Below are 23454 nucleotides of genomic sequence, written 5' to 3'. Positions count from 1 at the left end.
ACCCGGAACCGGGTGCCGCCCTTCGGCGTTGCCGCGCGTGCGGCGTGCGCTAGTTGCGCATGACCTCGGGCTCGTGGCGGCGCAGCAGGCGCTGCACGGCGAAGCCGCAGATCACGCCGAGCGCGACGAGGACGAAGACGTCCAGGGTCCACTGCCCGATGGTGGGGTCCCACAGCGGGTCGGTGTTCTCCGGGTGCTCGATGTCCCACGGCGCCATGAGCTTGCCGAGGTTCAGCGTGGTGCCGGCGGCGGCGATGGCCCAGCGGGACGGCATCAGCCAGGCGAACTGCTCCAGGCCGGGCTTGTCGTAGATCTGGAACAGGATGCCGGTGAAGACGACCTGGACGATGGCGAACATGACCAGCAGCGGCATGGTCTTCTCGGCGGTCTTGACCAGCGCGGAGATGACCAGGCCGAACATCATCGACGTGAAGCCGAGCGCGATCACCGAGATGCACAGCTCGGCGGCGGGCGACATGAAGAGGCCCTCGGCGGGGAGCTCGCGCGGGGTGAAGCCGATGGCGCAGATGATCACGCCCTGGAAGGCGGTGATGAGCCCGAGGACGATGACCTTGGACATCAGGTACGCGGAGCGGGACAGGCCGGTGGCGCGTTCGCGCTCGTAGATGACCCGTTCCTTGATCAGCTCTCGGACCGAGTTGGCGGCTCCGGAGAAGCACATGCCGACCGCGAGGATCAGCATGATCGTGCCGGCGTCGCCGTTGAACCGGCTCGGCGGGGTCGGCGGGGCGAGGCCGAACTTCGCCGGGATGACCGTGGAGACGATGCCGAGGACCGCGGGCAGCGCCACCATCAGCGCCATGAAGCCCTTGTCCGAGGCGATCACCGACAGGTAGCGGCGGATCAGCGTCCACAGCTGCGAGCCCCAGGCCTGCGGCTTGGGCGGGATCATCTGCTGCGGGGGCATGGCGACCGACTGCGGGGCGACCGCGTCGAGGTCGGCGGCGTACAGCTGGTAGTGCTGGGAGCCCTTCCAGCGGCCGGCCCAGTCGTAGTCGCGGTAGTTCTCGAAGGCCGAGAAGACGTCCGCCCAGGTGCTGTAGCCGAAGAAGTTCAGCGCCTCGTCCGGCGGGCCGAAGTAGGCGACCGAGCCGCCCGGGGCCATGACCAGCAGCTTGTCGCACAGCGACAGCTCGGCGACGGAGTGGGTGACGACGAGCACGGTGCGGCCGTCGTCGGCGAGGCCGCGCAGCAGCTGCATGACGTCGCGGTCCATGCCCGGGTCCAGGCCGGAGGTCGGCTCGTCCAGGAAGATCAGCGACGGCTTCGTCAGCAGCTCCAGGGCCACGGACACGCGCTTGCGCTGGCCGCCGGAGAGCGCGGTGATCTTCTTGTCCTTGTGGATGTCGAGCTTGAGCTCGCGCAGGACCTCGTCGATGCGGGCGGCGCGCTCGGACTCGGCGGTGTCGCCGGGGAAGCGGAGCTTGGCCGCGTACTTCAGGGCGGTGGAGACCCGCAGCTCCTTGTGCAGGATGTCGTCCTGCGGGACCAGGCCGATGCGCTGGCGGAGCTCCGCGAACTGCTTGTACAGGTTGCGGTTGTCGTAGAGGACGTCGCCCTGGTCGGCGGGCCGGTAGCCGGTGAGCGCCTTCAGCAGGGTCGACTTGCCGGAGCCGGAGGGGCCGATGACGCCGATGAGCGACTTCTCGGGGACGCCGAAGGTGACGTCCTTGAGGATCTGCTTGCCGCCGTCGACGGTGACCGTGAGGTGGCGGGCCGAGAAGGAGACGTCGCCGGAGTCGACGAACTCCTCCAGGCGGTCCCCGACGATCCGGAACGTGGAGTGGCCGACGCCGACGATGTCGTTCGGGCCGAGCAGCACGGAGCCGGACTTCGGCAGTGCCTGGCCGTTGACGTAGGTGCCGTTGTGGCTGCCGAGGTCGTGGATCTCGAAGCGGCCGCCGGTGGAGCGGAACTCCGCGTGGTGGCGCGAGACCTGGAGGTCGGAGACCACCAGCTCGTTGTCCAGGGCGCGGCCGATGCGCATGACGCGGCCGACGGCGATCTGGTGGAACGTCGTCGGGCTGCGGTCGCCGCCGTAGCCGGGTGCGGCTCCCTGGGCGGGGGCCGCGCCGCCGCCCTGCTGGTGCGGGAACTGCGGCTGCCGGGCCGGGGCGGCCTGCTGCTGCGGCTGCTGCGGCCAGCCCTGGGCCTGCGGCTGCTGCTGCGGCTGCTGCTGCGGGGCGGGGGCCTGGTAGGCCGGGGCCGCCTGCGCCTGGGCCGGGGCCTGGTACGCGGGGGCCGGGGCCTGGTAGGCCGGCGCCTGCTGCTGCGGCACGGCCTGCTGCGGCGCGGCCGCGGCGGCGCTGACGTTCAGGCGCGGGCCGTCGGTGGCGTTGCCCAGGTGGACCGGCGTGCCGGGCACGAGTTCGGTGTGCTGGACCCGCGCACCGTGCACGTACGTGCCGTTGGTGCTGCCGTGGTCCTCCAGGCCCCAACCCCGGCCGTTCCACGCGATGGTGGCGTGCCGCCAGGACACGCGCGCGTCGTCGACCACCACGTCGCCCTGGGGGTCGCGCCCCAGCGAGTACGACCTGGACGGGTCCAGCGTCCAGGTCCTTCCGTTCAATTCCAGTACGAGTTCCGGCACTCCAGCCCCACTTAGGTCCCCCGAGAATCTCCCCGGCCGTCAGGGAGTCCGACGGCAGGGAGTCTAGGGATGGCTAACATCCTGGGGAACTATTTCAGGCTGGGGCCGACATGTGGAATCGAGCCCCCGTCAGGCCCCCGGGCGGCCCGCCCGCCGGGCAAAGCACCCGCAGCGGGCCATACGGGACTCCCCGCCCCCGCGCCCGGCCCGTACGGGGCCCCCGGGCCCGCCCGGAAGGGCCGGTTCCCGGCCCGGTCGGGACGCCGCGGCCCCCGTTTCGTTGGTGAACCGTGACACTCGGCGGTCGCCGCCGGGCGCGGCGGCCGCCCTGCGGCCCGGCACGCCGCGCCGCCCGCCGTTCACCCGCGGTCCACCCGCCCGACGCGCTGACCGGGGGAAAGGGGTCCCGCTGGGTGGGACGGGGGTCCACCCGCGCCGGGCGGGCAGATACGGTGAGAGCACCATGAGCGCTTCGCAGACCTCCGAGGTCCCCACCCTCCTCGTCAAGATCTTCGGCAAGGACCGCCCCGGGATCACCGCCGGGCTGTTCGACACCCTCGCCGCGTACTCCGTCGACGTGGTCGACATCGAGCAGGTCGTCACCCGCGGCCGCATCGTCCTGTGCGCCCTCGTCACCATGCCCGCCGGCGGGACGGAGGGCGAGCTGCGGGCCACCGTGCACAGCTGGGCCGAGTCCCTCAAGATGCAGGCGGAGATCCTCTCCGGCACCGGCGACAACCGGCCGCGCGGCAGCGGCCGCTCCCACGTGACCGTGCTCGGGCACCCGCTCACCGCGGAGTCCACGGCGGCCATAGCGGCCCGGATCACCGCCACCGGCGGCAACATCGACCGCATCTTCCGGCTCGCGAAGTATCCGGTCACCGCCGTCGAGTTCGCCGTGTCCGGCTGCGCGACCGAGCCGCTGCGCACCGCGCTGGCCACGGCCGCCGCGCACATCGGGGTCGACGTGGCGGTGGTCTCGGCGGGCCTGCACCGCCGGGCGCAGCGCCTGGTGGTGATGGACGTGGACTCCACGCTCATCCAGGACGAGGTCATCGAGCTGTTCGCGGCGCACGCGGGCTGCGAGGCCGAGGTCGCCGAGGTGACCGAGCGGGCCATGCGCGGCGAGCTGGACTTCGAGCAGTCGCTGCACGCCCGGGTGGCGCTGCTGGCCGGGCTCGACGCGTCGGTCGTGGAGAAGGTGCGTGCGGAGGTGCGGCTGACGCCGGGCGCCAGGACGCTGATCCGCACGCTGAAGCAGCTGGGCTACCAGGTGGGCGTGGTCTCCGGCGGGTTCACTCAGGTGACGGACGACCTCAAGGAGCGGCTGGGGCTGGACTTCGCCTCCGCCAACACCCTGGAGATCGTCGACGGCCGGCTGACGGGCCGGGTGACCGGCGAGATCGTGGACCGGGCGGGCAAGGCGCGGCTGCTGCGCCGCTTCGCCGAGGAGGCCGGGGTGCCGCTGTCGCAGACGGTGGCCATCGGCGACGGCGCCAACGACCTGGACATGCTGAACGCGGCCGGTCTGGGGGTGGCGTTCAACGCCAAGCCGGTGGTCCGCGAGGCCGCGCACACCGCGGTGAACGTGCCGTTCCTCGACACGGTGCTGTACCTGCTCGGCGTCACCCGCGAGGAGGTGGAGGCCGCGGGCCTCACCTGACGGGAAGGGGGAGGGCCCCGGCGGCCGGCCGCCGGGGCCCTTCCGTGTCCTCGGGCCTTCCGGGTCTCCGGGGGTTCAGTGGTCCTTGGGGGTCCAGAAGTCCAGCAGCGTGCCGACGCCGTGCTCGACGGACTTCCACGAGCCGGTGAAGGAGACGACGGCGAGCGCCGCTGTCGGGAAGCCGGTACGGGCCATCCGGGCGAGGGCGTCGCCCTCCGCGCGGCCGGCGAGGGCGTCGGCGAGGGCGTGCATGCCCGGGTTGTGCCCGATCACGAGGAGGTCGGAGACCTCGTCGGACGTCTCGTTGAGGACGGCGATGAGCTCGCCGAGCGAGGCGTCGTACAGCCTCTCCTCGTAGACGGTCCGGGGGCGCTGCGGCAGCTCCTGGACGGCGAGCTTCCATGTCTCGCGGGTGCGGACGGCGGTGGAGCAGAGGGCCAGGTCGAAGGCGATGCCGGTCTCGGCCAGCTTCAGGCCGGCGGCCGGTGCCTCCTGGCGTCCGCGCTCCGCCAGGGGGCGTTCGTGGTCGGACACCTCCGGCCAGTCGGCCTTGGCGTGCCGGAGGAGGACGATCCTGCGGGGTGTGTCGGCGCTCATGGGCCCAGCTTCCCACGGATCGTGCCGCGCGGGCCCGGGTGTCGCGCCGCCCGGGGGCGGGGCGGGGCGCGCCGCGGCGCGGGCGGGCGCGCGGGGTGCGTCAGCCGGCGGCGCGCATCAGTTCGCGGCCGACCTGGAGCAGGTGGGGGGTGTCGCCGGTGGAGGCCTGCGCTTCCCGGGAGCCGGCCGGGAGGAGGAGCAGCAGGCAGAAGGCGAGGACGGGCAGGGCCAGGGCCCACCAGCGCAGCCGGGCGTCTGCGCCGGCGGCGGTGCGTGGTCCGGTGGGGCGCGTGGGGGCCGACATGGGCCGCCTCCGTGGGTGTGCGGGTGGGACGGGCTGGCTCCTTCGAATCTAGGGATCCGAAGGGGCGCCGCCCATCAGGGGTGCACCCGAGGCGACCCTGAACCCCGCCCCCTAGGGGATGGTGGGGGAAGCCCCACCCCCGCGGGTCAGGGGGCGGCGACGGTGGCGATGACGGCGATGACCACGGTGATGGCGAGCATGGCCCCGAGGACGATGCCGAGCATCTTGCGGCCGTTCTGCGGGTCGGGTTCGAGTACGGGATCCATGCCGCTCAGTCTCGCACGGCGCATTCGGCCTCGACGGTGCGGTCCCGGCCGGCGAGGACGCCGAGGGCGATCTGCGGGAGGAGGAGGCCGGCCATCACCGCCAGCGGGAGGTCCCAGCCGCCGCTGTGCTGGTAGAGGGCGCCGATGAGGAGGGGGCCGGGCAGGGAGAGGAGGTAGCCGGTGCACTGGGCGAAGGCGGAGAGGCGCACGACGCCGCCCGGGGTCCTGGCGCGCAGGCCGATCATGGTGATGGCGAGGGGGAAGGCGCAGTTGGAGAGGCCGAGGAGCAGCGCCCAGGCCCAGGCTCCGGCGGCCGGGGCGAGGTGGAGGCCGGCGTAGCCGGCGAGGCCGAACGCGCCGAGGACCGCGGCGATGGCGCCCTGGTTGCGCATGCGCCCGGCGAGGCCCGGGATGACGAAGGCGAGCGGGACGCCCATGACCATGGTGACGGCGAGCAGGACGCCCGCGGAGGCGGCGGAGACCCCGGCGTCGCGGAAGATCTGCGGCAGCCAGCCCATGGTGACGTACGCGCCGGTGGCCTGGAGGCCGAAGTAGCCGGCGAGGGCCCAGGCGGTGCGGCTGCGGACGACGGAGGGACCGGTCTGCGGTGCGGAGGCTCCGGCGTCGGCCCGGCGCCGGTCGCGGCGTGCGGCGGCGGCGATGGGCAGCCAGGGCAGGACGGCCGCGGCGGCGGGGAGCGCCCAGACGAGCAGGCCGGTGCGCCAGTTGCCGCCGAGGGCGGAGGTCAGGGGCACGGTCGCGGCGGCGGCCAGGGAGGTGCCGATGGCGAGGGCCATGGAGTACAGGCCGGTCATGGTGCCGACGCGGTCGGGGAACCAGCGCTTGACGATGACGGGGAGCAGCACGTTCGTCAGGGCAATGCCGGCCAGGGACAGGGCGCTGGCGGCGAGGAAGCCTGCGGCGCCCTGCGCGAAGGGCCGGATCAGCAGTCCGGCGGCGACGGCGGCCATGCCGGCGCAGACGACGGCGGCGGGGCCGAAGCGGCGGGAGAGGCGGGGCGCGGTGATGCCGAAGACGGCGAAGCAGAGGGCCGGGACGGAGGTGATCAGCCCGGCGACGGTTCCGGTCATGCCGAGGCCGGTGCGGGCCTCTTCGAAGAGGGCGCCGAGGCTGGTGATGGCAGGGCGCAGGTTGAGGGCGGCCAGGACGATGCCGAGGACGAGGACGGGGCCGAGCCGGCCGGGCTGCGCAGGCGGCCCGGAGGGGGCCGGCCGGGGAGCGGAGGGGCCGCGCTGGGCGGGCGGGGCGGGGTGCCGGTGCAGGGTGGTGAGGGCGTTCGGGGTGCGGGTGTCGTCGTCGGGCATGGGTCCATCATAGAATCATGGGATGAATGACCGTCCCGTGCCGGACTGGACCGAGAGGACCCCGTCCGCATGCCGCTGACCTCGCCCCGCCGATCCGCCCTGGTCGACCAGGTGATCGCCCAGCTCAGGAACCAGATCACCTCCGGCGAGTGGCCGGTCGGCTCCCGGATCCCCACCGAGCCGGAGCTCGTCGGGCTGCTCGGCGTCGCCCGCAACACCGTCCGCGAGGCCGTCCGCGCGCTCGCGCACAACGGCCTCCTCGACATCCGGCAGGGCTCGGGGACGTACGTCCTCGCCACCAGCGAGCTGGCCGGAGTGATGCACCGCCGCTTCGCCGGGGCCGACCCGCGGCACGTCGCGGAGCTCCGCTCGACGCTGGAGTCCTCGGGGGCCAGGCTGGCCGCCGAGCGGCGCACCGACCGGGACATGGCCCAGCTGGACGCGCTCCTGGCGCGCCGCGAGGAGGCCTGGGCGAGCGGGGACGCGGGGCTGTTCGTCGCCGCGGACGTCGCCCTGCACATGGCGGTGGTCGCCGCCTCGCACAACGAGGTGCTCACCGGGCTGTACGCGGACCTGGGCGACCTGGTCGCGGAGTGGCTGCGCACGGACGTGGGGACGGTGCTGGAGCCGTCGGCGCACATGGACCACGCGAGGCTGATCGAGGCGATCCGTCGGGGCGACGGGGACGCGGCGGCCGCGGAGGCGGCCGGGTACCCGTACGCCTGCCTGGGCGGGCGGCCGGAAGCCTAGGCAGCTGGCCGCGGGACGGTCAGGCCCGCCCGTGGGTGATCCAGGCGGAGCGGACCTCCTTCCAGCAGCGGCCCACGAGCTCGACCCGGCCGGCCGGGTCGACCGGCACGGCGGCGCTGTCGCCGTCGAGGTCCCACCAGCGGTCGCATTCGACGTGCAGCCGCAGGTGGTCGGTCTCGGGGTAGCCGTTGTGGCAGTGAGCGGTCACCAGCGAGCCCTCGATGACGGTGTCGCAGTCGGCGCCGAAGAGCTCGGCGGCGGGCGAGGGGGGCCGGACGGGCGGTTCGACGGGGATCTCGTCGAGGTCGACGACGGCGGAGTCCGCGGCGGCGGGGGCCGGAGCCGGCCGGGGCCCCGCGGGCGGCGCGGCGGTCCCGGGGACGAGGAGGGCGGCCAGGGCCACCGGGGTGACCAGCAGCAGCACTGCCCTGCTCGGCCTCGCGTGCACGCCCGCACCTCCTCCCCGCAGCAGACGCCGGGAAGATCCCGGCCCGGTCAGTTTGCCGGGTTCTGTCCCGGTTTTCGACTCGGGAGGATTAAGTGGGCGGGCGTACGTGCGTTCGCCGGCCGACCCCTTTCCCCGGCCCCGTACGGCCGAACGGCGGCGGCCGCGCCTCCCCTCGGGGAAGCGCGGCCGCCGCCGTTCGGATGGTGCGGGCGGTGCTCAGGCGCCCATCGCGTGCAGGCCGCCGTCCACGTGGACGATCTCGCCCGTGGTCTTCGGGAACCAGTCCGACAGCAGCGCGACGACACCGCGGCCCGCCGGCTCCGGGTCGCTCATGTCCCACTCCAGCATGGAGCGGTGGTTCCAGGTGTCCGCCAGCTCGCCGAAGCCCGGGATGGACTTCGCGGCCATCGAGCCGAGAGGGCCGGCCGAGACCAGGTTGCAGCGGATGTTCTCCTTGCCCAGGTCGCGGGCGAGGTAGCGGCTGGTGGCCTCCAGGGCCGCCTTGGCCGGGCCCATCCAGTCGTACTGCGGCCAGGCGAACTGCGCGTCGAAGGTCAGGCCGACGACGGCCGCGCCCTCCGCCGGGAACAGCGGCTTGCAGGCCATGGTCAGCGACTTCAGCGAGAACGCCGAGACGTGCATCGCGGTCGCGACCGACTCGAACGGGGTGTTCAGGAAGTTGCCGCCGAGGGCGTCCTGCGGGGCGAAGCCGATCGAGTGGACGACGCCGTCGAGGCCGCCGAGCTCGTCGCGGACCAGCTGCTCCAGGCGGGCGAGGTGCTCGTCGTTGGTGACGTCGAGCTCGATCACCTTGACCGGCTTGGGGAGCTTCTTGGCGATGCGCTCGGTCAGGGTGGGCCGCGGCCACGCGGTCAGGATGACCTCGGCGCCCTGCTCCTGGGCCAGCTTGGCGACGTGGAAGGCGATGGAGGACTCCATCAGCACGCCGGTGACGAGGATCCGCTTGCCCTCGAGGATTCCGCTCATGGTGATCAGTGACCCATGCCCAATCCGCCGTCAACGGGAATGACGGCTCCGGTGATGTACGCGGCGTCGTCGGACGCCAGGAAGCTGACCGCTGCCGCGATCTCCTCGGGCTGCGCGTAGCGGGCGAGCGGCACGTTCGCCACGATGGCCGCGCGCTGCTCGTCGGTGAGGACCTTCGTCATGTCGGTGTCCACGAAACCGGGCGCGACGACGTTGAAGGTGATGTTGCGGGAGCCCAGTTCGCGGGCGAGCGAGCGGGCGAAGCCGACGAGCGCCGCCTTGGAGGCCGCGTAGTTGGCCTGGCCGGCGGAGCCGAGGAGGCCCACGACCGAGGAGATCAGGACGACGCGGCCCTTCTTGGCGCGCAGCATGCCGCGGTTGGCGCGCTTGACCACGCGGAAGGTGCCGGTGAGGTTGGTGTCGACCACCGAGGTGAAGTCGTCCTCGGACATGCGCATCAGCAGCGTGTCCTTCGTGATGCCCGCGTTGGCCACCAGCACCTCGACGGCGCCGTGGGCGTCCTCGATCTCCTTGTAGGCCTGCTCCACCTGCTCGGAGTCGGTGATGTCGCAGCGGACCGCCAGGACGCCGAGTGCGGTGAGCTCCTCCGGCGGCTCGCCCGAGCGGTACGTGACCGCGACCTTGTCGCCGGCCTGTGCGAAGGCGCGGGCGATGGCGAGGCCGATGCCCCGGTTTCCTCCGGTGACGAGAACCGAGCGGCTCAACGGATCACCCTTTCGACTAGCGGTCTGAGTACCAGAAACCTATAGGCCCCGCAGGGAATGCGGAGAATCGATGTCCCACAGGGCCGTGCGACGGGCTCTGTCGAGTCCCTACAGAAAGAGGTAGGCACGAAAGCCCCGGGCGCGCCATGATCAGGGGGACCGGCCCCGACCTCGGGAGGAATTCCGTGCCCCATTCCATCGACGCGGCTTTCACCGCGCTGCCCCTGCGGGCGCTCGCCGACGCGGCGCTCGCCCGGGCCCGCGCGCTGGGCGCCGAGCATGCCGACTTCCGGCTGGAGCGGATCCGCAGCGCGTCCTGGCGGCTGCGGGACGCCAAGCCCTCCGGCGGCTCCGACACCACGGACCTCGGGTATGCGGTCCGCGTGGTGCACGGCGGCGCGTGGGGCTTCGCCTCCGGCGTGGACCTGACGATGGACGGTGCGGCGCGCGTCGCGTCCCAGGCCGTCGCCATGGCCAAGCTGTCCGCGCAGGTCATCAAGGCCGCCGGGTCCGACGAGCGGGTCGAGCTGGCCGAGGAGCCGGTGCACGCCGACAAGACGTGGATCTCCTCGTACGAGGTGGACCCCTTCTCCGTGCCGGACGCCGAGAAGGCCGCCCTGCTGGCCGACTGGAGCTCCCGCCTGCTCTCCGCGGACGGCGTGGCGCACGTGGACGCCTCGCTGCTCGCCGTGCACGAGAACAAGTTCTACGCGGACACCGCCGGCACCGTGACCACCCAGCAGCGCGTGCGGGTCCACCCGCAGCTCACCGCGGTCGCCGTGGACGGGCAGACGGGCGGCTTCGACTCGATGCGGACCATCGCGCCGCCGGTCGGCCGCGGCTGGGAGTACCTGACCGGCACCGGCTGGGACTGGGACGCCGAGCTGGAGCGGATCCCGGAGCTGCTCGCCGAGAAGATGCGGGCGCCGAGCGTCGAGGCGGGCCGCTACGACCTCGTGGTGGACCCCTCCAACCTCTGGCTCACCATCCACGAGTCGATCGGGCACGCCACCGAGCTGGACAGGGCGCTCGGCTACGAGGCCGCTTACGCGGGGACCTCCTTTGCCACGTTCGACCAGCTCGGCGAGCTCAGGTACGGCTCGTCGATCATGAACGTGACCGGCGACCGCACCGCCGAGCACGGCCTGGCCACCATCGGCTACGACGACGAGGGCGTCGAGGCGCAGAGCTGGGACCTGGTCCGGGAGGGCACACTGGTCGGCTACCAGCTGGACCGGCGCATCGCGAAGCTGACCGGCCTGGGCCGGTCCAACGGCTGCGCGTTCGCCGACTCCCCCGGGCACGTCCCCGTCCAGCGCATGGCGAACGTCTCGCTGCAGCCGGACCCGGGCGGGCTGTCGACGGAGGACCTGATCGGCGGGGTGGAGCGCGGCATCTACGTCGTCGGCGACCGCTCCTGGTCGATCGACATGCAGCGCTACAACTTCCAGTTCACGGGGCAGCGCTTCTACCGGATCGAGAACGGCCGGCTGGCGGGCCAGCTGCGGGACGTCGCGTACCAGGCGACGACCACCGAGTTCTGGGGGTCCATGGAGAAGGTCGGCGGCCCGCAGACCTACGTCCTGGGCGGCGCCTTCAACTGCGGCAAGGCCCAGCCGGGCCAGGTCGCGTCCGTCTCGCACGGCTGCCCGTCCGCGCTGTTCCGCGACGTGAACATCTTGAACACCACCCAGGAGGCCGGTCGCTGATGACCTCGAACCGCACGAAGCCGCACGAGATCGTCGAGCGGGCCCTGGAGCTGTCCACCGCCGACGGCTGCGTCGTCATCGCCGACGAGGAGTCGACGGCCAACCTGCGCTGGGCCGGCAACGCGCTCACCACCAACGGCGTGACCCGCGGCCGCACGCTGACCGTCATCGCCACGGTCGACGGGCGGGAGGGCACCGCCTCGGGGGTCGTGTCGCGCGCGGCCGTCACTGCCGGGGACCTGGAGCCGCTGGTCCGGGCCGCCGAGGCCGCGGCGCGCGACGCCGGGCCCGCGGAGGACGCGCAGCCGCTGGTCACGGGCACGCCCGCGTCGCCGGACTTCACCGACGCACCGGCCGAGACCTCCTCGTCGGTCTTCGCGGACTTTGCGCCGGCGCTCGGCGAGGCCTTCGCCCGGGCCCGGGCGGGCGGGCGCGAGCTGTACGGCTTCGCCAACCACGAGCTGGTCTCCACGTACGTCGGCACCTCGACGGGGCTGCGGCTGCGGCACGACCAGCCGAACGGCACGCTGGAGCTGAACGCGAAGTCCCCGGACCGGCAGCGCTCGGCGTGGGCCGGCCGCGGCACCCGGGACTTCAAGGACGTGGACCCGCTCGCGCTGGACGCGGAGCTCGCCGTGCGCCTGGGCTGGGCGGAGCGCCGCTACGACCTGCCGGCGGGCCGGTACGAGACGCTGCTGCCGCCGACGGCGGTGGCGGACCTGCTGATCTACCAGATGTGGTCGGCGGCGGCCCGGGACGCGGTGGAGGGCCGGACGGTGTTCTCCAAGCCGGGCGGCGGCACACGGCTCGGCGAGCGGCTGTCGCCGCTGCCGCTGACCCTGCGCAGCGACCCGAACGCCCCGGGGCTGGAGTCGGCGCCGTTCGTGATCGCGCACAGCTCGGGTGACGACGCGTCGGTCTTCGACAACGGCCTGCCGGTCCCGGCGACCGACTGGATCAAGGACGGCGAGCTGGCCCGGCTGACCACGACCCGGCACACCGCGGCCCTCACGGACATGCCGCTCTCCCCCGGCTTCGGCAACCTGGTCCTGGACGGGGGCGGGGAGAAGTCGCTGGAGGAGATGGTCGCGGGCACGCGGCGGGGCCTGCTGCTGACGTGCCTGTGGTACATCCGGGAGGTCGACCCGGCGACGCTGCTGCTGACCGGCCTGACCCGGGACGGCGTCTACCTGGTGGAGGACGGGGAGGTCGTCGGCGAGGTGAACAACTTCCGGTTCAACGAGTCGCCGGTGGACCTGCTCTCGCGGGCGTCGGAGGCGGGGCGGACGGAGAAGACGCTGCCGCGCGAGTGGAGCGACTGGTTCACCCGGGCCGCGATGCCGGCGCTGCGGATCCCGGACTTCAACATGAGCTCGGTCAGCAAGGGCGTCTGACCGTACGCAACCGCCCGCCCGGCGGCTCCGGCGCCGCCGGGCGGCCGTCGGGAGGCGGCTCCCCGCCCGCCTAGACTGGCGGGGAAACCCTTCACCACCCTGTTTCACCTCGTTCAAGGAGAGTCACGACCGTGACGGACATCGTCGACGAACTGAAGTGGCGCGGGCTGTTCGCCCAGTCCACCGACGAAGAAGCGCTGCGCAAGGCGTTCGCGGACGGTCCTGTCACGTTCTATTGCGGCTTCGACCCGACGGCGGCCTCGCTGCACGTCGGGCACCTGGTGCAGGTCCTCACCGTGCGCCGGCTCCAGCAGGCCGGGCACCGGCCGCTGGCGCTGGTCGGCGGGGCCACCGGCCAGATCGGCGACCCGCGCCCGACGGCCGAGCGCACCCTGAACGACCCGGAGACGGTGGCGAACTGGGTGAACCGGCTGCGGACGCAGATCGAGCCGTTCCTGTCGTTCGAGGGCGAGAACGCGGCGGTCATGGTCAACAACCTGGACTGGACGGCGGGCATGTCCGCCATCGAGTTCCTGCGGGACATCGGCAAGCACTTCCGCGTCAACAAGATGCTGACGAAGGACTCCGTGGCCCGCCGCCTGGAGTCGCAGGAGGGCATCAGCTACACCGAGTTCAGCTACCAGCTCCTCCAGGGCATGGACTTCCTGGAGCTGTACCGCCGGTACGGGTGCACCCTCCAGCAGGGCGGCTCCGACCAGTGGGGCAACCTGGTGGCCGGCCTCGACCTGATCCACAAGCTGGAGCCGCAGGCGCAGGTCCACGCGCTGGCGACGCCGCTGATGGTCAAGGCGGACGGCACCAAGTTCGGCAAGACCGAGAGCGGGGCCGTCTGGCTCGACCCGGAGATGACGACGCCGTACGCGTTCTACCAGTTCTGGCTGAACGTGGACGACCGGGACGTCTCCACCTACATGCGGATCCTGTCCTTCAAGTCCCGCGAGGAGCTGGAGGAGCTGGAGGCGCAGACGGCGGAGCGGCCGCAGGCCCGTGCCGCGCAGCGCGCGCTGGCCGAGGAGCTGACGACGCTGGTGCACGGCGCCGACCAGTGCGCGGCGGTCATCGCCGCCTCGAAGGCGCTGTTCGGTCAGGGCGAGCTGGCGGAGCTGGACGAGGCCACGCTGGCCGCGGCCCTGTCGGAGCTGCCGCACGCGAAGGTGGCGGGCCTCGCCCCGGTCGTGGACCTGTTCGCGGAGACCGGGCTGGTCGCGAGCAAGTCGGCGGGCCGCCGCACCGTGAAGGAGGGCGGCGCCTACGTGAACAACGCGAAGGTGACCGCCGAGGACGCGGTCCCGGCCGCGTCGGACCTGCTGCACGGGCGCTGGCTGGTGCTGCGCCGGGGCAAGAAGAACCTGGCTGCAGTCGAGGTCACGGGCGCCTGAGTCGGGCGGCGGCCCGTCGGGCGCGGCGCGGGGGCCGGTCCGGACGTTCCGTCCGGGCCGGCCCCCGCCGCGTGCGCCCGGGGCGTCAGGTCGTGCGCTTGCTCCCGCGCAGCGACATGTAGATCATGTCGCCGAGGCCGACGATGAGGACGGCGCCCGCGAGCTGGAGCAGGTGCCGGATCCAGTCGATGCCCTTGGTGTCCTGTACGCCGATCCAGCCCGCCACGGCGTTGCCCAGGATGGCGCCGACGATGCCGAAGAGCGTGGTGAGCCAGAGCGGCTGGTGCTGCTTGCCCGGCAGGATCGCCCGCGCGATCAGGCCGAGCACGAAACCGACGATGATCGCCCACAACCACTGCATGTCGAGCCTCCTCAGGGCGCGTCGTGCGCATGTGGGCCCAGTTTCGGCCCGTCGGCCCCGGCCCGCACGTCGGGCGCGTCCGCCCGTGGCCACCCGGTCTGCGTACCGCCGGGGACCGGGCGTACCGTAGAGGGACCGGGCGGGAGCGTCCGGGAGTCGGATTTGGCGGTGGAGCTGTGCTGCGGAAGAAGCGGAAGGGAACCGAGGTCTTCCGGATCACGGGGGCCCGGCTGGGCCTCGACGAGGACGTGCGCGGTCGGCAGCGCCGGTACGTGATCTCGATGGTGATCAGGACCCTGTCGGTCCTGGCGACGGTGATCCTGTGGAACGTGGAGCGCCATGTGGCGGTGGTGACGCTCGTGGCGGGCGCGCTGCTGCCGTACGTGGCGGTGGTCATCGCGAACGCGGGGCGCGAGTCGACGCCGAAGCTGCCTTCGAACTTCATCCCCTCACCTGTGCGTCCGGCACTGGAGGCGGGAAACCTCAGGAATAGCTCAGATCAATCATGAGGTTCCGGTGCACCGCACCGGGTCCTGCGTGACATACTGCCTACGCGCTCCGCATCCCCCGTCGGAGCGACGGACCGACGCCGGGCAGCTCCCCCCGTGGCTGCTCGGCGTCGCCTTTTCCCGGGGCCGGTTTGTAGGGTTGTGGCGTGATCACCCCTGACGCGCCCGGCGCCCCCGATGTCCCCACCTGCTCCGCCAAGGGCTGCCGTGCCGCGGCCGTATGGGTGCTGGCCTGGAACAATCCGAAGCTGCACACGCCGGAGCGGCGAAAGACGTGGCTCGCCTGCGAGGAGCACAGGGAGCACCTGTCGCAGTTCCTGGGGGTGCGCGGCTTCCTGAAGGACGTGGTGGCGCTCGGCGAGTGGGTGCAGCCGGAGGGCTCGGAGCGGTAGGAGCGCCGGGCCCGGCAGCCCGGGTTCAGCCGCCGATCGCGGACATGGGGCGGTCGGGCTGGAGGAAGGACGGGTCGTCGAGGCCGGAGCCGGCCTTCTTGCCCCACATCGCCGCCTTCCACAGGCCGGCGATCTCCTCGTCGGTCCCTCCGGAGCGCAGGGCTCCGCGCAGGTCGGACTCCTCGGTGGCGAACAGGCACGTCCGCACCTGGCCGTCCGCGGTGAGCCGGGTGCGGTCGCACGCGCTGCAGAAGGGCCTGGTCACGGAGGCGATGACGCCGACGGTGGCCGGGCCTCCGTCGACGAGCCAGCGCTCGGCGGGGGCGGATCCGCGCTCTTGCGCGCCTTCCTCGGTCAGGGTGAAGCGGGTGCGCAGGGACTCCAGGATGTCGCCGGCGGTGATCATCCCGTCGCGCTTCCAGCCGTGCTGGGCGTCGAGCGGCATCTGCTCGATGAAGCGGAGCTCGTAGTCGTGGTCGAGGGCCCAGGCCAGCAGGTCGGGGGCCTCGTCGTCGTTGAGGCCGGGCATCAGGACGGCGTTGACCTTGACGGGCGTCAGGCCCGCGTCGCGGGCGGCGGCCATCCCGTCGAGGACGTCGCGGTGGCGGTCGCGGCGGGTGAGGGTCTTGAAGACGTCGGGGCGCAGCGTGTCCAGGGAGACGTTCACCCGGTCCAGGCCGGCGCCCTTGAGTGCGCGGGCGGTCCGCGCGAGGCCTATGCCGTTGGTGGTCAGCGACATCTTGGGGCGGGGCTCCAGGGCCGCGCACTGCTCGACGATGCCGACGAGGCCGGGGCGCAGCAGGGGCTCGCCGCCGGTGAAGCGGACCTCGGTGATGCCGAGGCGGGTGACGGCTATGCGGATCAGCCGGACGATCTCGTCGTCGGTGAGCAGGTCGGACTTGCCGAGCCATTGCAGGCCTTCTTCGGGCATGCAGTACGTGCAGCGCAGGTTGCACCGGTCGGTGAGCGAGACGCGCAGGTCAGTGGCCACACGGCCGTAGGTGTCGAGAAGCACTGTGGGCCCCCTCCCCTGTCCGGTTCGTAGAGGTGTGCGCCGCGTCGGATGGAGGATGCATGCGCTCGCTGTCGAGCCTACGCGAGAGAGGTGATCCGGCGGGATACCCGATCGAACGAGGTGGGGCGCGGCCGTGTCGTAGGGACGTACGACACGGCCGCGCCGGGGCCGGCGGGTCAGTGCGCTCCGGTGCCGGTCAGGGAGCGGACCTCCAGCTCGGCGAACTTCGCCGGGTCGGCCTTCTCCTTCGACAGGACGGTGCCGAGCCAGCCGAGGAGGAAGCCCAGCGGGATGGAGACGATGCCGGGGTTCTCCAGCGGGAACCAGTAGAAGTCGGCGTCCTTGAACATCGAGCTGGGCTTGCCGGAGACGACCGGGGAGAAGAGCACCAGGACGACGGAGGAGACGAGGCCGCCGTAGATCGACCACAGGGCGCCGCGGGTGGTGAAGCGCTTCCAGAAGAGGCTGTAGAGGATCGTCGGCAGGTTGGCGGAGGCGGCGACCGCGAAGGCGAGCGCGACCAGGCCGGCGACGTTGAGGTCGCGGGCGAGGGCGCCGAGGAAGATCGCGGCGGCGCCGATGACGACGGTGGACCAGCGGGCGGCGCGGACCTCCTCCTTCTCGGTGGCCTGCCCCTTGCGGATGACGTTGACGTACAGGTCGTGGGCGAACGACGAGGACGAGGCGAGGGTGAGGCCGGCGACGACGGCGAGGATGGTGGCGAAGGCCACGGCGGAGATCACGGCGAGCAGGACGGCGCCGCCGGTGGAGCCGGCGCCGCCGCCGAGTTCCTGGGCGACGAGCGGGGCCGCGGTGTTGCCGGCCTTGTTGGAGGCGATGATGTCGGTCCGCTCCAGCAGGGCGGCGGCGCCGAAGCCGAGGGCGATCGTCATCAGGTAGAAGGCGCCGATGATGCCGATGGCCCAGTTGACGGACTTGCGGGCGGCCTTGGCGGTGGGGACCGTGTAGAAGCGGATCAGGATGTGCGGCAGGCCGGCGGTGCCGAGGACGAGGGCGATGCCGAGGGAGAGGAAGTCCAGCTTGCTCGTCGCGTCCTGGCCGTACTTGAGGCCCGGTTCGAGGAACGCGGCTCCCTGGCCGCTGTTCTCGGCGGCCTTGCCGAGCAGCTCGGAGACGTTGAAGTCGAACTTCAGCAGCACCAGGAAGGTGATCAGCAGGGCGCCCGCGATGAGCAGAACCGCCTTGATCATCTGCACCCAGGTGGTGCCCTTCATGCCGCCGATGGTCACGTACACGATCATCAGGACGCCGACCAGGGCGACCACCGCGATCTTGCCGCCGTCGCTGGTGATGCCGAGCAGCAGCGAGACGAGGACGCCGGCGCCGGCCATCTGCGCGAGCAGGTAGAAGATCGACACGACGATGGTGGAGGTGCCGGCGGCGGTGCGCACGGGCCGCTGGCGCATCCGGAAGGCGAGGACGTCGCCCATCGTGTAGCGGCCGGAGTTGCGCAGCGGCTCGGCGACCAGCAGCAGGGCCACGAGCCAGGCGACGAGGAAGCCGATGGAGTACAGGAAGCCGTCGTAGCCGAAGAGGGCGATGGCGCCGGCGATGCCGAGGAAGGATGCGGCGGACATGTAGTCGCCGGAGATGGCCAGGCCGTTCTGGAAGCCGGTGAACTGGCGGCCGCCGGCGTAGAAGTCGGCGGCGTCGCGGGTCTGCCGGCCGGCCCAGACGGTGATGATCAGGGTGGCGACGACGAACAGCCCGAAGAGGGTGATGATCAGCGGCCGGTGCTCGCCGGCGCCGGAGGCGAGCACGGGGGTGGCCGCCGCGAGGTCGTGGGTGCTCATCGGCCGTTCTCCATCCGTGCCTTGATGGCGTCCGCCTTGGGGTCGAGCTTCGCGGCCGCGTGGCGCGCGTAGAGCCAGGCGATCAGGAACGTCGTGGCGAACTGGCCGAGGCCGAGTACGAGCGCGACGTTGACGTTCCCGAAGAGCCTGGTCCCCATGAAGCCGCCCGCGTAGTTCGACAGCAGCACGTACAGCAGGTACCAGGCGACGAAGGCCACGGTCAGCGGGAAGGCGAAGGAGCGGTGGGAGCTGCGCAGGGCGGCGAACTCGGGGCTGCGCTGGACGGCCTCGAACTCTTCGGCGGTGGGGCTTGCCGCGGACGTTCCCGCGCCGCCCGGGGGCGGTGCTGCTTCGGTGGTCACGGGGGGCTCTCCTTGTGACGCGGGTGCAGTGGGGACGGACAAATCAACCTCCGGGTGGGGAGCGGGCGTGCCGTCCCCCCCGACAACGGCACGTACCGCGTGCGGCGGCGGTTCAACTCCGCCGGATTCTTTGGAAACTGATTCCTCGAACGGATGGCGCAAAGGCGAACACCGGCATTAGGTTCACCTGTCATGAACCCGTCGTCCTGCGCGACCGCGCGCGGACGACTTTTTCACGGATGATGTGGAGAACCCATGGCTCATCTGGGATCCGGCCGTCGGCGCCTCGCCGTTCCGGTCGGCCTGGCGCTCACCGCCTCGCTCGCCTTCCTGCCCTCGGCCGTGGCCTCCGCGGCCCCGCTGGGCACCACGGCGGACACCGCGGCGGCGGCGAAGCAGACCACCGGCCCGAAGCTGTCCTACGTGGCGAACCTGACCGCGTACGGCACGGCGAAGCAGGCGAAGAAGGCCATCGAGCGCGCGGGCGGCACGGTGGTGACGTCCTACGACCAGATCGGCGTGGTCGTCGCGCACTCCCAGAACCCCGACTTCGCGAAGACCCTGCGCGCCCAGCGCAGCCTGTTCGTGTCGGTCGGCGCCACCCGCACGGCCCCCCTCACGGCGGCGAAGACCACCGACGAGGGCGCCACCCAGAAGCTGAGCGCGGCGGACGCCGCCAAGGCCGCCGCGGCGGCGCAGACGGGTCAGGAGCCGCTGGAGCCCAACCAGTGGGACCTGCGGACGATCAAGGCCGACCAGGCACACAAGATCAACGATGGCAGCCCGGACGTCACCGTCGGCGTCATCGACACGGGTGTCGACGACACCCACCCCGATCTGGCCCCGAACTTCTCGCGGTCCCAGTCGGCCAACTGCGTGGGCGGCGTCGCGGACACCTCCGAGGGTGCCTGGCGCCCGTACCCGGACGGCAGCGACCACGGCACCCACGTCGCCGGCACCATAGCCGCGGCCCGCAACGGCGTCGGCATCTCCGGTGTGGCGCCCGGCGTCAAGGTCGCCGGCATCAAGGTGAGCGAGCCCGGCACCAGCCTCTTCTACACCGAGGCGGTCGTCTGCGGCTTCATGTTCGCCGCCGAGAAGGGGATCGAGGTGACCAACAACAGCTACTACGTCGACCCCTGGCTCTACAACTGCAAGTCCGACAGCGACCAGGGCGCGCTGGTGGAGGCCCTCACCCGGGCCACCCGCTACGCCGAGCGCAAGGGCGTCCTCAGCGTCGCCTCGGCCGGCAACTCCGACCACGACCTGGCGGCCGACTCGATCCTCGACGACTCCAGCCCGAACGACACCACCCCCGGGCCGCGCACCATCGACCCGAGCACCTGCCTGGACCTGCCCACGCAGCTCCCCGGCGTCGTGACGGTCAGCGCCACCGGCGACAAGGGCCTGAAGTCGTACTACTCCAGCTACGGCCTCGGCGTCGTGGACGTGGCGGCCCCCGGCGGCGACAAGTGGCAGGTCCCGGCCACCCCCGACGCCAACGGCCGCGTGCTGTCGACGGTCCTCGGCGGCGGCTGGGGCTACAAGCAGGGCACCTCGATGGCCGCCCCGCACGTGGCGGGCGTCGCGGCGCTGCTGAAGAGCGCCCACCCGAACGCCACCCCGTCGCAGCTCCAGCGCATGCTGAAGTCGCAGGCCACCAAGGCGGACTGCCCGGCCCAGGTGTACGACGCCGCGGGCAACCTGGTGGACGCCGCCACCTGCCAGGCCAAGTGGGGCCAGACGGGCTACTACGGCGCCGGCGTCGTGGACGCCCTCAAGGCAGTGAAGTAACCACCGCGCGGCACACCGCCCGCACCGCGAGCGGCGGAGGGGCCGGCCGGGGAGCGATCCCGGGCCGGCCCCTCCGGCCGTCCCCGCCCCGCCCCGCGCCTCAGGGCTTGATGAGCACCTTCAGCGCGCTGCGGTCGTCCATCGCGCGGTAGCCGTCCGGGACCCCGTCGAGGGAGACCGCCCGGTCGAAGACGGGCGCCGGGTCGATCGCGCCGCTCAGCACGTCCCGCAGCAGCTCCGGTATGTACGCGCGGACCGGAGCCACGCCGCCGCGCAGGCTGATGTTGCGGTCGAACATCACGTCGAGGTCGATGCCGGTGCCGCTGCCGTGCGGGACGCCGACGTAGCCGACGGACCCGCCGTCACGGGCGATGCCGATCGCGGTGCGCATGGACTGCTCGGTGCCGACGGCCTCGATCACGGCGTGCGCACCCAGGCCGCGGGTCAGCTCCCGCACCGCGGCGACGGCGGCGTCCCCGCGCTCGGCGACGACGTCCGTCGCCCCGAACAGCTTCGCGATGTCGGTGCGGGCCGCGTGCCGGCCGAGCGCGATGATCCGCTCCGCGCCCAGCCGCCGGGCCGCGAGCACCCCGCACAGGCCGACGGCGCCGTCACCGACCACGGCGACGGTGGCGCCCTCGCGGACGCCGGCGCCGAGCGCCGCGTGATGGCCGGTGCCCATGACGTCGGACAGCGCCAGCAGGCCCGTCAGCAGGTGGTCGTCCGAGGCCGCTTCGGAGGGCAGCTTGACCAGGGTGCCGTCGGCGTGGGGGACGCGGACGGCCTCGCCCTGTCCGCCGTCGTGGCCGACGGACCCCCAGAAACCGCCGTCCGCGCAGGAGGTGAAAAGCCCCTCGGCGCAGTGCTCGCAGGTGCCGTCGGACCACATGAAGGGCGCCACCACCAGGTCGCCGGCACGCAGCCCGGCGACCGCCGAGCCGGTCTCCTCGACGACGCCGAGGAACTCGTGGCCGATGCGCTGGCCGGGGACGCGCTGCGCCTCGCCGCGGTAGGCCCACAGGTCGCTGCCGCAGATGCAGGCGCGCAGGACGCGGACGACGGCGTCCCCGGGGAGCCGGACCGCCGCGTCGGGCACCTCCTCCACGCGGATGTCGTGCGGGGCGTGGATGACGGTGGCGCGCATGCGGGTCGGTCCTTCGGGCTCAGGTGGGGGCGGGATCCCGGCGGCTCCCGCCGGGTACGACCGTCATACGGTACGCCCGGGCCCCGGCGAGGATGCCGCCGGCCAGCAGGTACTGGGCCGCCGAGTACGTCGCCATGATCCAGAAGTCCGGGCGGGGCGGCTGCGGCCAGGCCGCCACCCCGGTGGCGATCAGGGTGTCGGAGAGCAGGAAGAGGGCGCCGCCGAGCCCGGCCCGCGGGCCGAACGCCCCCGAGCGGAACGCCATTGCGGTCAGCAGCAGGCTGTAGCAGGCGACGGGGATCCTGAGGTCGGCCGGCAGGTCGCCCCACAGCAGCCCGACGGTCCCGACGAGCGCGGCGGCGTACGCGGCCCCCAGCCAGGGGTGCGCCCTGCCGCGGCGGAAGAGCAGCAGGTAGCAGACGTGTCCGGCGGCGAAGGAGCCCATCCCGGCCAGGAACGCCAGCTCGGCGTCGAAGAGCAGGGCGACGTCGCCGCCCCAGCCGAAGAGCAGCGCCGCGACCAGCAGGCGGGGGGCCCGGCGGGTGACCGCGTACGCGGCGAGCAGCGGCATCAGCAGCGGCTTGGCGAGGACGTGCCCGGTGTCCCAGCCGGCGAGCAGCGAGGCGAGGTCGGCGGCCGCGGCGGCGGCGAAGGCGGCGAGCAGCAGGCGCCCGGCACGCTCCTGGCCCCCGGAGCCGCCGGCCGGGCCGGGCCGCGGGCCCGGCTCCGCTCCCCCGGGGGCCGCGGCGCGGCCGGAGGAGGCGCTCACGCGGCCCGCTCCGGCGTGGGCGCCGGGGCTTCGGCAGCGGGCTCTGCGGGCGGTGGCGCGGGCTGCCAGCCGGGGCCGCGGAAGACGCGTCCGGCGCGCTCGCGCCAGGTGCGGGCGGCGCGCACGTCGCGGGCGATGGCGGCGTACTCGTGGGTGGCGACCCGCAGCGGGTTGTAGGTGGAGATGTTCTTCGTCAGCCCGTAGACGGGCCGCTCCTCCTCGCCGGCCCAGGAGCCGAACATGCGGTCCCAGACGATGAGGATGCCGCCGAAGTTGCGGTCGAGGTAGCCGCCCTGCGAGGCGTGGTGGACGCGGTGGTGGGAGGGCGTGTTGAAGACGTACTCGATCGGCCGGGGCAGCTTGCCGATGCGCTCGGTGTGGACCCAGAACTGGTAGGCGAGGTTGATGCCGTAGCAGAAGGGGATCGCGGCCGGGTGCACGCCGAGGGCCACCATGGGCAGGTAGAACCACCAGGTGGTGGCGCTCGTCCAGGGCTGGCGCAGGGCCGTGGTCAGGTTGAAGCGGCGGCTGCTGTGGTGGACGACGTGGCAGGCCCACAGGATGCGGACGACGTGGTGGCTGCGGTGCTGCCAGTAGTAGAGGAAGTCCTGGACGAGGAGCATCAGCAGGACCGTCCACCACAGGAACGGCACGCGCAGCGGGGTGAGTTCGTAGACGGCGGTGAAGACGGCGACGACGGGGATCTTCCAGAGGAGGTCGAAGCCGATGCTGCCGAGCCCCATGGCGATGCTGGTGGCGGCGTCCTTGGCCTCGTACCCGGCGGCGTCCTCGTCGGGATGGAGGCGGTAGCTCACCGCTTCGATGACGGTGAGCAGCACGAAGGCGGGTATGGACCACAGCACCACATCGGGCAGGTTCGGCATGTCGGCACCATAGAGGCGCCCTCCGGGCCGCCGCTAGAGGTTGTTACCGATCGGTATCCATCGGGGTTACCGTCGGTTCACGGCAGGGGCCGGGGACGGCCCGGACCGGCCCCCCGGGCGGGCTGCACGGCGAAGCCCGCGGCGGGCCGCGGGGCTGACGGGGCGACAGGCCGGCAGCCGGGGAGGCGGACCGGAGCCGCCGCGGGGGCGGGGGTGTCGGCGGGGGCCGAT

Annotated in this window: 23 protein-coding genes; 8 read left to right on the top strand and 15 right to left on the bottom strand. The window is 72.7% G+C overall.

The genetic code is table 11. The features are described from left to right. Positions 1 to 49 precede the first annotated feature (49 nt). Positions 50 to 2611, bottom strand: a complete 2562-nt coding sequence (locus tag IE170_RS29850; RefSeq protein WP_189812597.1) for an ABC transporter ATP-binding protein/permease — start codon at positions 2609 to 2611, stop codon at positions 50 to 52. Positions 2612 to 3074: 463 nt separating this feature from the next. On the opposite strand from IE170_RS29850, the gene serB reads away from it, so the two are divergent. Continuing rightward, entirely contained in the window at positions 3075 to 4274 is a 1200-nt protein-coding gene (gene serB / locus IE170_RS29845) for a phosphoserine phosphatase SerB (protein WP_189812596.1), read from the top strand. Between the two features lie 75 nt (positions 4275 to 4349). Here the strand turns inward: serB and IE170_RS29840 are convergent, their stop codons facing one another. The 4 genes from IE170_RS29840 to IE170_RS29830 form a co-directional block, all read right to left on the bottom strand. Beyond that, entirely contained in the window at positions 4350 to 4871 is a 522-nt protein-coding gene (locus tag IE170_RS29840) for a SixA phosphatase family protein (RefSeq protein ID WP_189812595.1), read from the bottom strand. Positions 4872 to 4971: 100 nt separating this feature from the next. Continuing rightward, a complete protein-coding gene (locus IE170_RS29835; protein ID WP_189812594.1) occupies positions 4972 to 5175 on the bottom strand; it encodes a hypothetical protein in 204 nt (67 codons plus the stop codon). Positions 5176 to 5321: 146 nt separating this feature from the next. Further along, positions 5322 to 5441, bottom strand: coding sequence for an SGM_5486 family transporter-associated protein (locus IE170_RS33295; protein ID WP_263407018.1), 120 nt, complete (start codon positions 5439 to 5441; stop codon positions 5322 to 5324). 5 nt (positions 5442 to 5446) lie between these two features. Beyond that, positions 5447 to 6766 (bottom strand): CynX/NimT family MFS transporter, encoded by a 1320-nt coding sequence (locus IE170_RS29830; RefSeq protein WP_189812593.1) that lies wholly within the window; start codon positions 6764 to 6766, stop codon positions 5447 to 5449. A gap of 69 nt (positions 6767 to 6835) precedes the next feature. Here IE170_RS29830 and IE170_RS29825 point away from each other — a divergent pair, with 69 nt between their 5' ends. Beyond that, positions 6836 to 7516, top strand: a complete 681-nt coding sequence (locus IE170_RS29825) for a FadR/GntR family transcriptional regulator (protein WP_189812592.1) — start codon at positions 6836 to 6838, stop codon at positions 7514 to 7516. 19 nt (positions 7517 to 7535) lie between these two features. Here the strand turns inward: IE170_RS29825 and IE170_RS29820 are convergent, their stop codons facing one another. The 3 genes from IE170_RS29820 to fabG form a co-directional block, all read right to left on the bottom strand. Further along, entirely contained in the window at positions 7536 to 7964 is a 429-nt protein-coding gene (locus IE170_RS29820) for a hypothetical protein (RefSeq protein WP_189812591.1), read from the bottom strand. A 216-nt stretch (positions 7965 to 8180) separates the two neighbouring features. After that, positions 8181 to 8951: an enoyl-ACP reductase FabI gene (gene fabI / locus IE170_RS29815; protein WP_189812590.1), complete on the bottom strand. Its 771-nt coding sequence runs from the start codon at positions 8949 to 8951 to the stop codon at positions 8181 to 8183. A 5-nt stretch (positions 8952 to 8956) separates the two neighbouring features. Further along, positions 8957 to 9676: a 3-oxoacyl-[acyl-carrier-protein] reductase gene (fabG, locus tag IE170_RS29810; RefSeq protein WP_114057007.1), complete on the bottom strand. Its 720-nt coding sequence runs from the start codon at positions 9674 to 9676 to the stop codon at positions 8957 to 8959. A gap of 185 nt (positions 9677 to 9861) precedes the next feature. Between fabG and IE170_RS29805 the strand changes: the two genes are divergently transcribed. From IE170_RS29805 to tyrS, 3 genes are all read left to right on the top strand, one after another. Further along, on the top strand, positions 9862 to 11385 hold the full coding sequence (locus tag IE170_RS29805) for a TldD/PmbA family protein (RefSeq protein WP_189812589.1): 1524 nt from the start codon (positions 9862 to 9864) through the stop codon (positions 11383 to 11385). Next, positions 11385 to 12779 carry a metallopeptidase TldD-related protein gene (locus IE170_RS29800; RefSeq protein WP_189812588.1) on the top strand — a complete coding sequence of 465 codons (1395 nt, stop codon included), beginning with the start codon at positions 11385 to 11387 and terminating at the stop codon, positions 12777 to 12779. The genes IE170_RS29805 and IE170_RS29800 overlap by 1 nt, the downstream gene beginning before the upstream one ends. Positions 12780 to 12910: 131 nt before the next feature. Next, positions 12911 to 14179 (top strand): tyrosine--tRNA ligase, encoded by a 1269-nt coding sequence (tyrS, locus tag IE170_RS29795; RefSeq protein ID WP_189812587.1) that lies wholly within the window; start codon positions 12911 to 12913, stop codon positions 14177 to 14179. A gap of 85 nt (positions 14180 to 14264) precedes the next feature. Here the strand turns inward: tyrS and IE170_RS29790 are convergent, their stop codons facing one another. Beyond that, entirely contained in the window at positions 14265 to 14540 is a 276-nt protein-coding gene (locus IE170_RS29790) for a GlsB/YeaQ/YmgE family stress response membrane protein (RefSeq protein ID WP_189812586.1), read from the bottom strand. A gap of 176 nt (positions 14541 to 14716) precedes the next feature. Between IE170_RS29790 and IE170_RS29785 the strand changes: the two genes are divergently transcribed. Next, positions 14717 to 15049, top strand: coding sequence for a DUF3099 domain-containing protein (locus IE170_RS29785; RefSeq protein ID WP_229885282.1), 333 nt, complete (start codon positions 14717 to 14719; stop codon positions 15047 to 15049). A gap of 146 nt (positions 15050 to 15195) precedes the next feature. After that, a complete protein-coding gene (locus tag IE170_RS29780; protein ID WP_189812584.1) occupies positions 15196 to 15441 on the top strand; it encodes a hypothetical protein in 246 nt (81 codons plus the stop codon). Between the two features lie 25 nt (positions 15442 to 15466). On the opposite strand, the gene moaA is transcribed toward IE170_RS29780, so the two are convergent. From moaA to IE170_RS29765, 3 genes are all read right to left on the bottom strand, one after another. Beyond that, entirely contained in the window at positions 15467 to 16456 is a 990-nt protein-coding gene (gene moaA / locus IE170_RS29775; RefSeq protein ID WP_189812583.1) for a GTP 3',8-cyclase MoaA, read from the bottom strand. Positions 16457 to 16632: 176 nt separating this feature from the next. Continuing rightward, positions 16633 to 18270, bottom strand: a complete 1638-nt coding sequence (locus tag IE170_RS29770; RefSeq protein ID WP_189812582.1) for a monocarboxylic acid transporter — start codon at positions 18268 to 18270, stop codon at positions 16633 to 16635. Then, positions 18267 to 18632: a DUF485 domain-containing protein gene (locus IE170_RS29765; RefSeq protein ID WP_189812581.1), complete on the bottom strand. Its 366-nt coding sequence runs from the start codon at positions 18630 to 18632 to the stop codon at positions 18267 to 18269. Before IE170_RS29765 ends, IE170_RS29770 begins: the two co-directional genes overlap by 4 nt. 255 nt (positions 18633 to 18887) lie before the next feature. On the opposite strand from IE170_RS29765, the gene IE170_RS29760 reads away from it, so the two are divergent. Continuing rightward, the gene (locus IE170_RS29760; RefSeq protein ID WP_189812580.1) at positions 18888 to 20426 is read left to right on the top strand and encodes a S8 family serine peptidase; all 1539 of its coding nucleotides are present in this window, start codon (positions 18888 to 18890) and stop codon (positions 20424 to 20426) included. A 100-nt stretch (positions 20427 to 20526) separates the two neighbouring features. On the opposite strand, the gene IE170_RS29755 is transcribed toward IE170_RS29760, so the two are convergent. From IE170_RS29755 to IE170_RS29745, 3 genes are read right to left on the bottom strand one after another with little or no spacing between them, the layout of a single operon-like run. Further along, positions 20527 to 21570 carry a zinc-dependent alcohol dehydrogenase family protein gene (locus IE170_RS29755; RefSeq protein ID WP_189812579.1) on the bottom strand — a complete coding sequence of 348 codons (1044 nt, stop codon included), beginning with the start codon at positions 21568 to 21570 and terminating at the stop codon, positions 20527 to 20529. Between the two features lie 19 nt (positions 21571 to 21589). Further along, a complete protein-coding gene (locus tag IE170_RS29750; protein ID WP_189812578.1) occupies positions 21590 to 22339 on the bottom strand; it encodes a lysoplasmalogenase in 750 nt (249 codons plus the stop codon). Further along, complete coding sequence (locus IE170_RS29745) at positions 22336 to 23223, bottom strand: sterol desaturase family protein (protein WP_189812577.1); 888 nt, start codon at positions 23221 to 23223, stop codon at positions 22336 to 22338. The genes IE170_RS29750 and IE170_RS29745 overlap by 4 nt, the downstream gene beginning before the upstream one ends. Positions 23224 to 23454 lie beyond the last annotated feature (231 nt).

The organism is Streptomyces toxytricini, assembly GCF_014649915.1.
Lineage (GTDB): Bacteria > Actinomycetota > Actinomycetes > Streptomycetales > Streptomycetaceae > Streptomyces > Streptomyces toxytricini.
The sequence above is the reverse complement of the archived record's forward strand: the minus strand, read 5'-3'. Positions and strand labels throughout refer to the sequence as shown.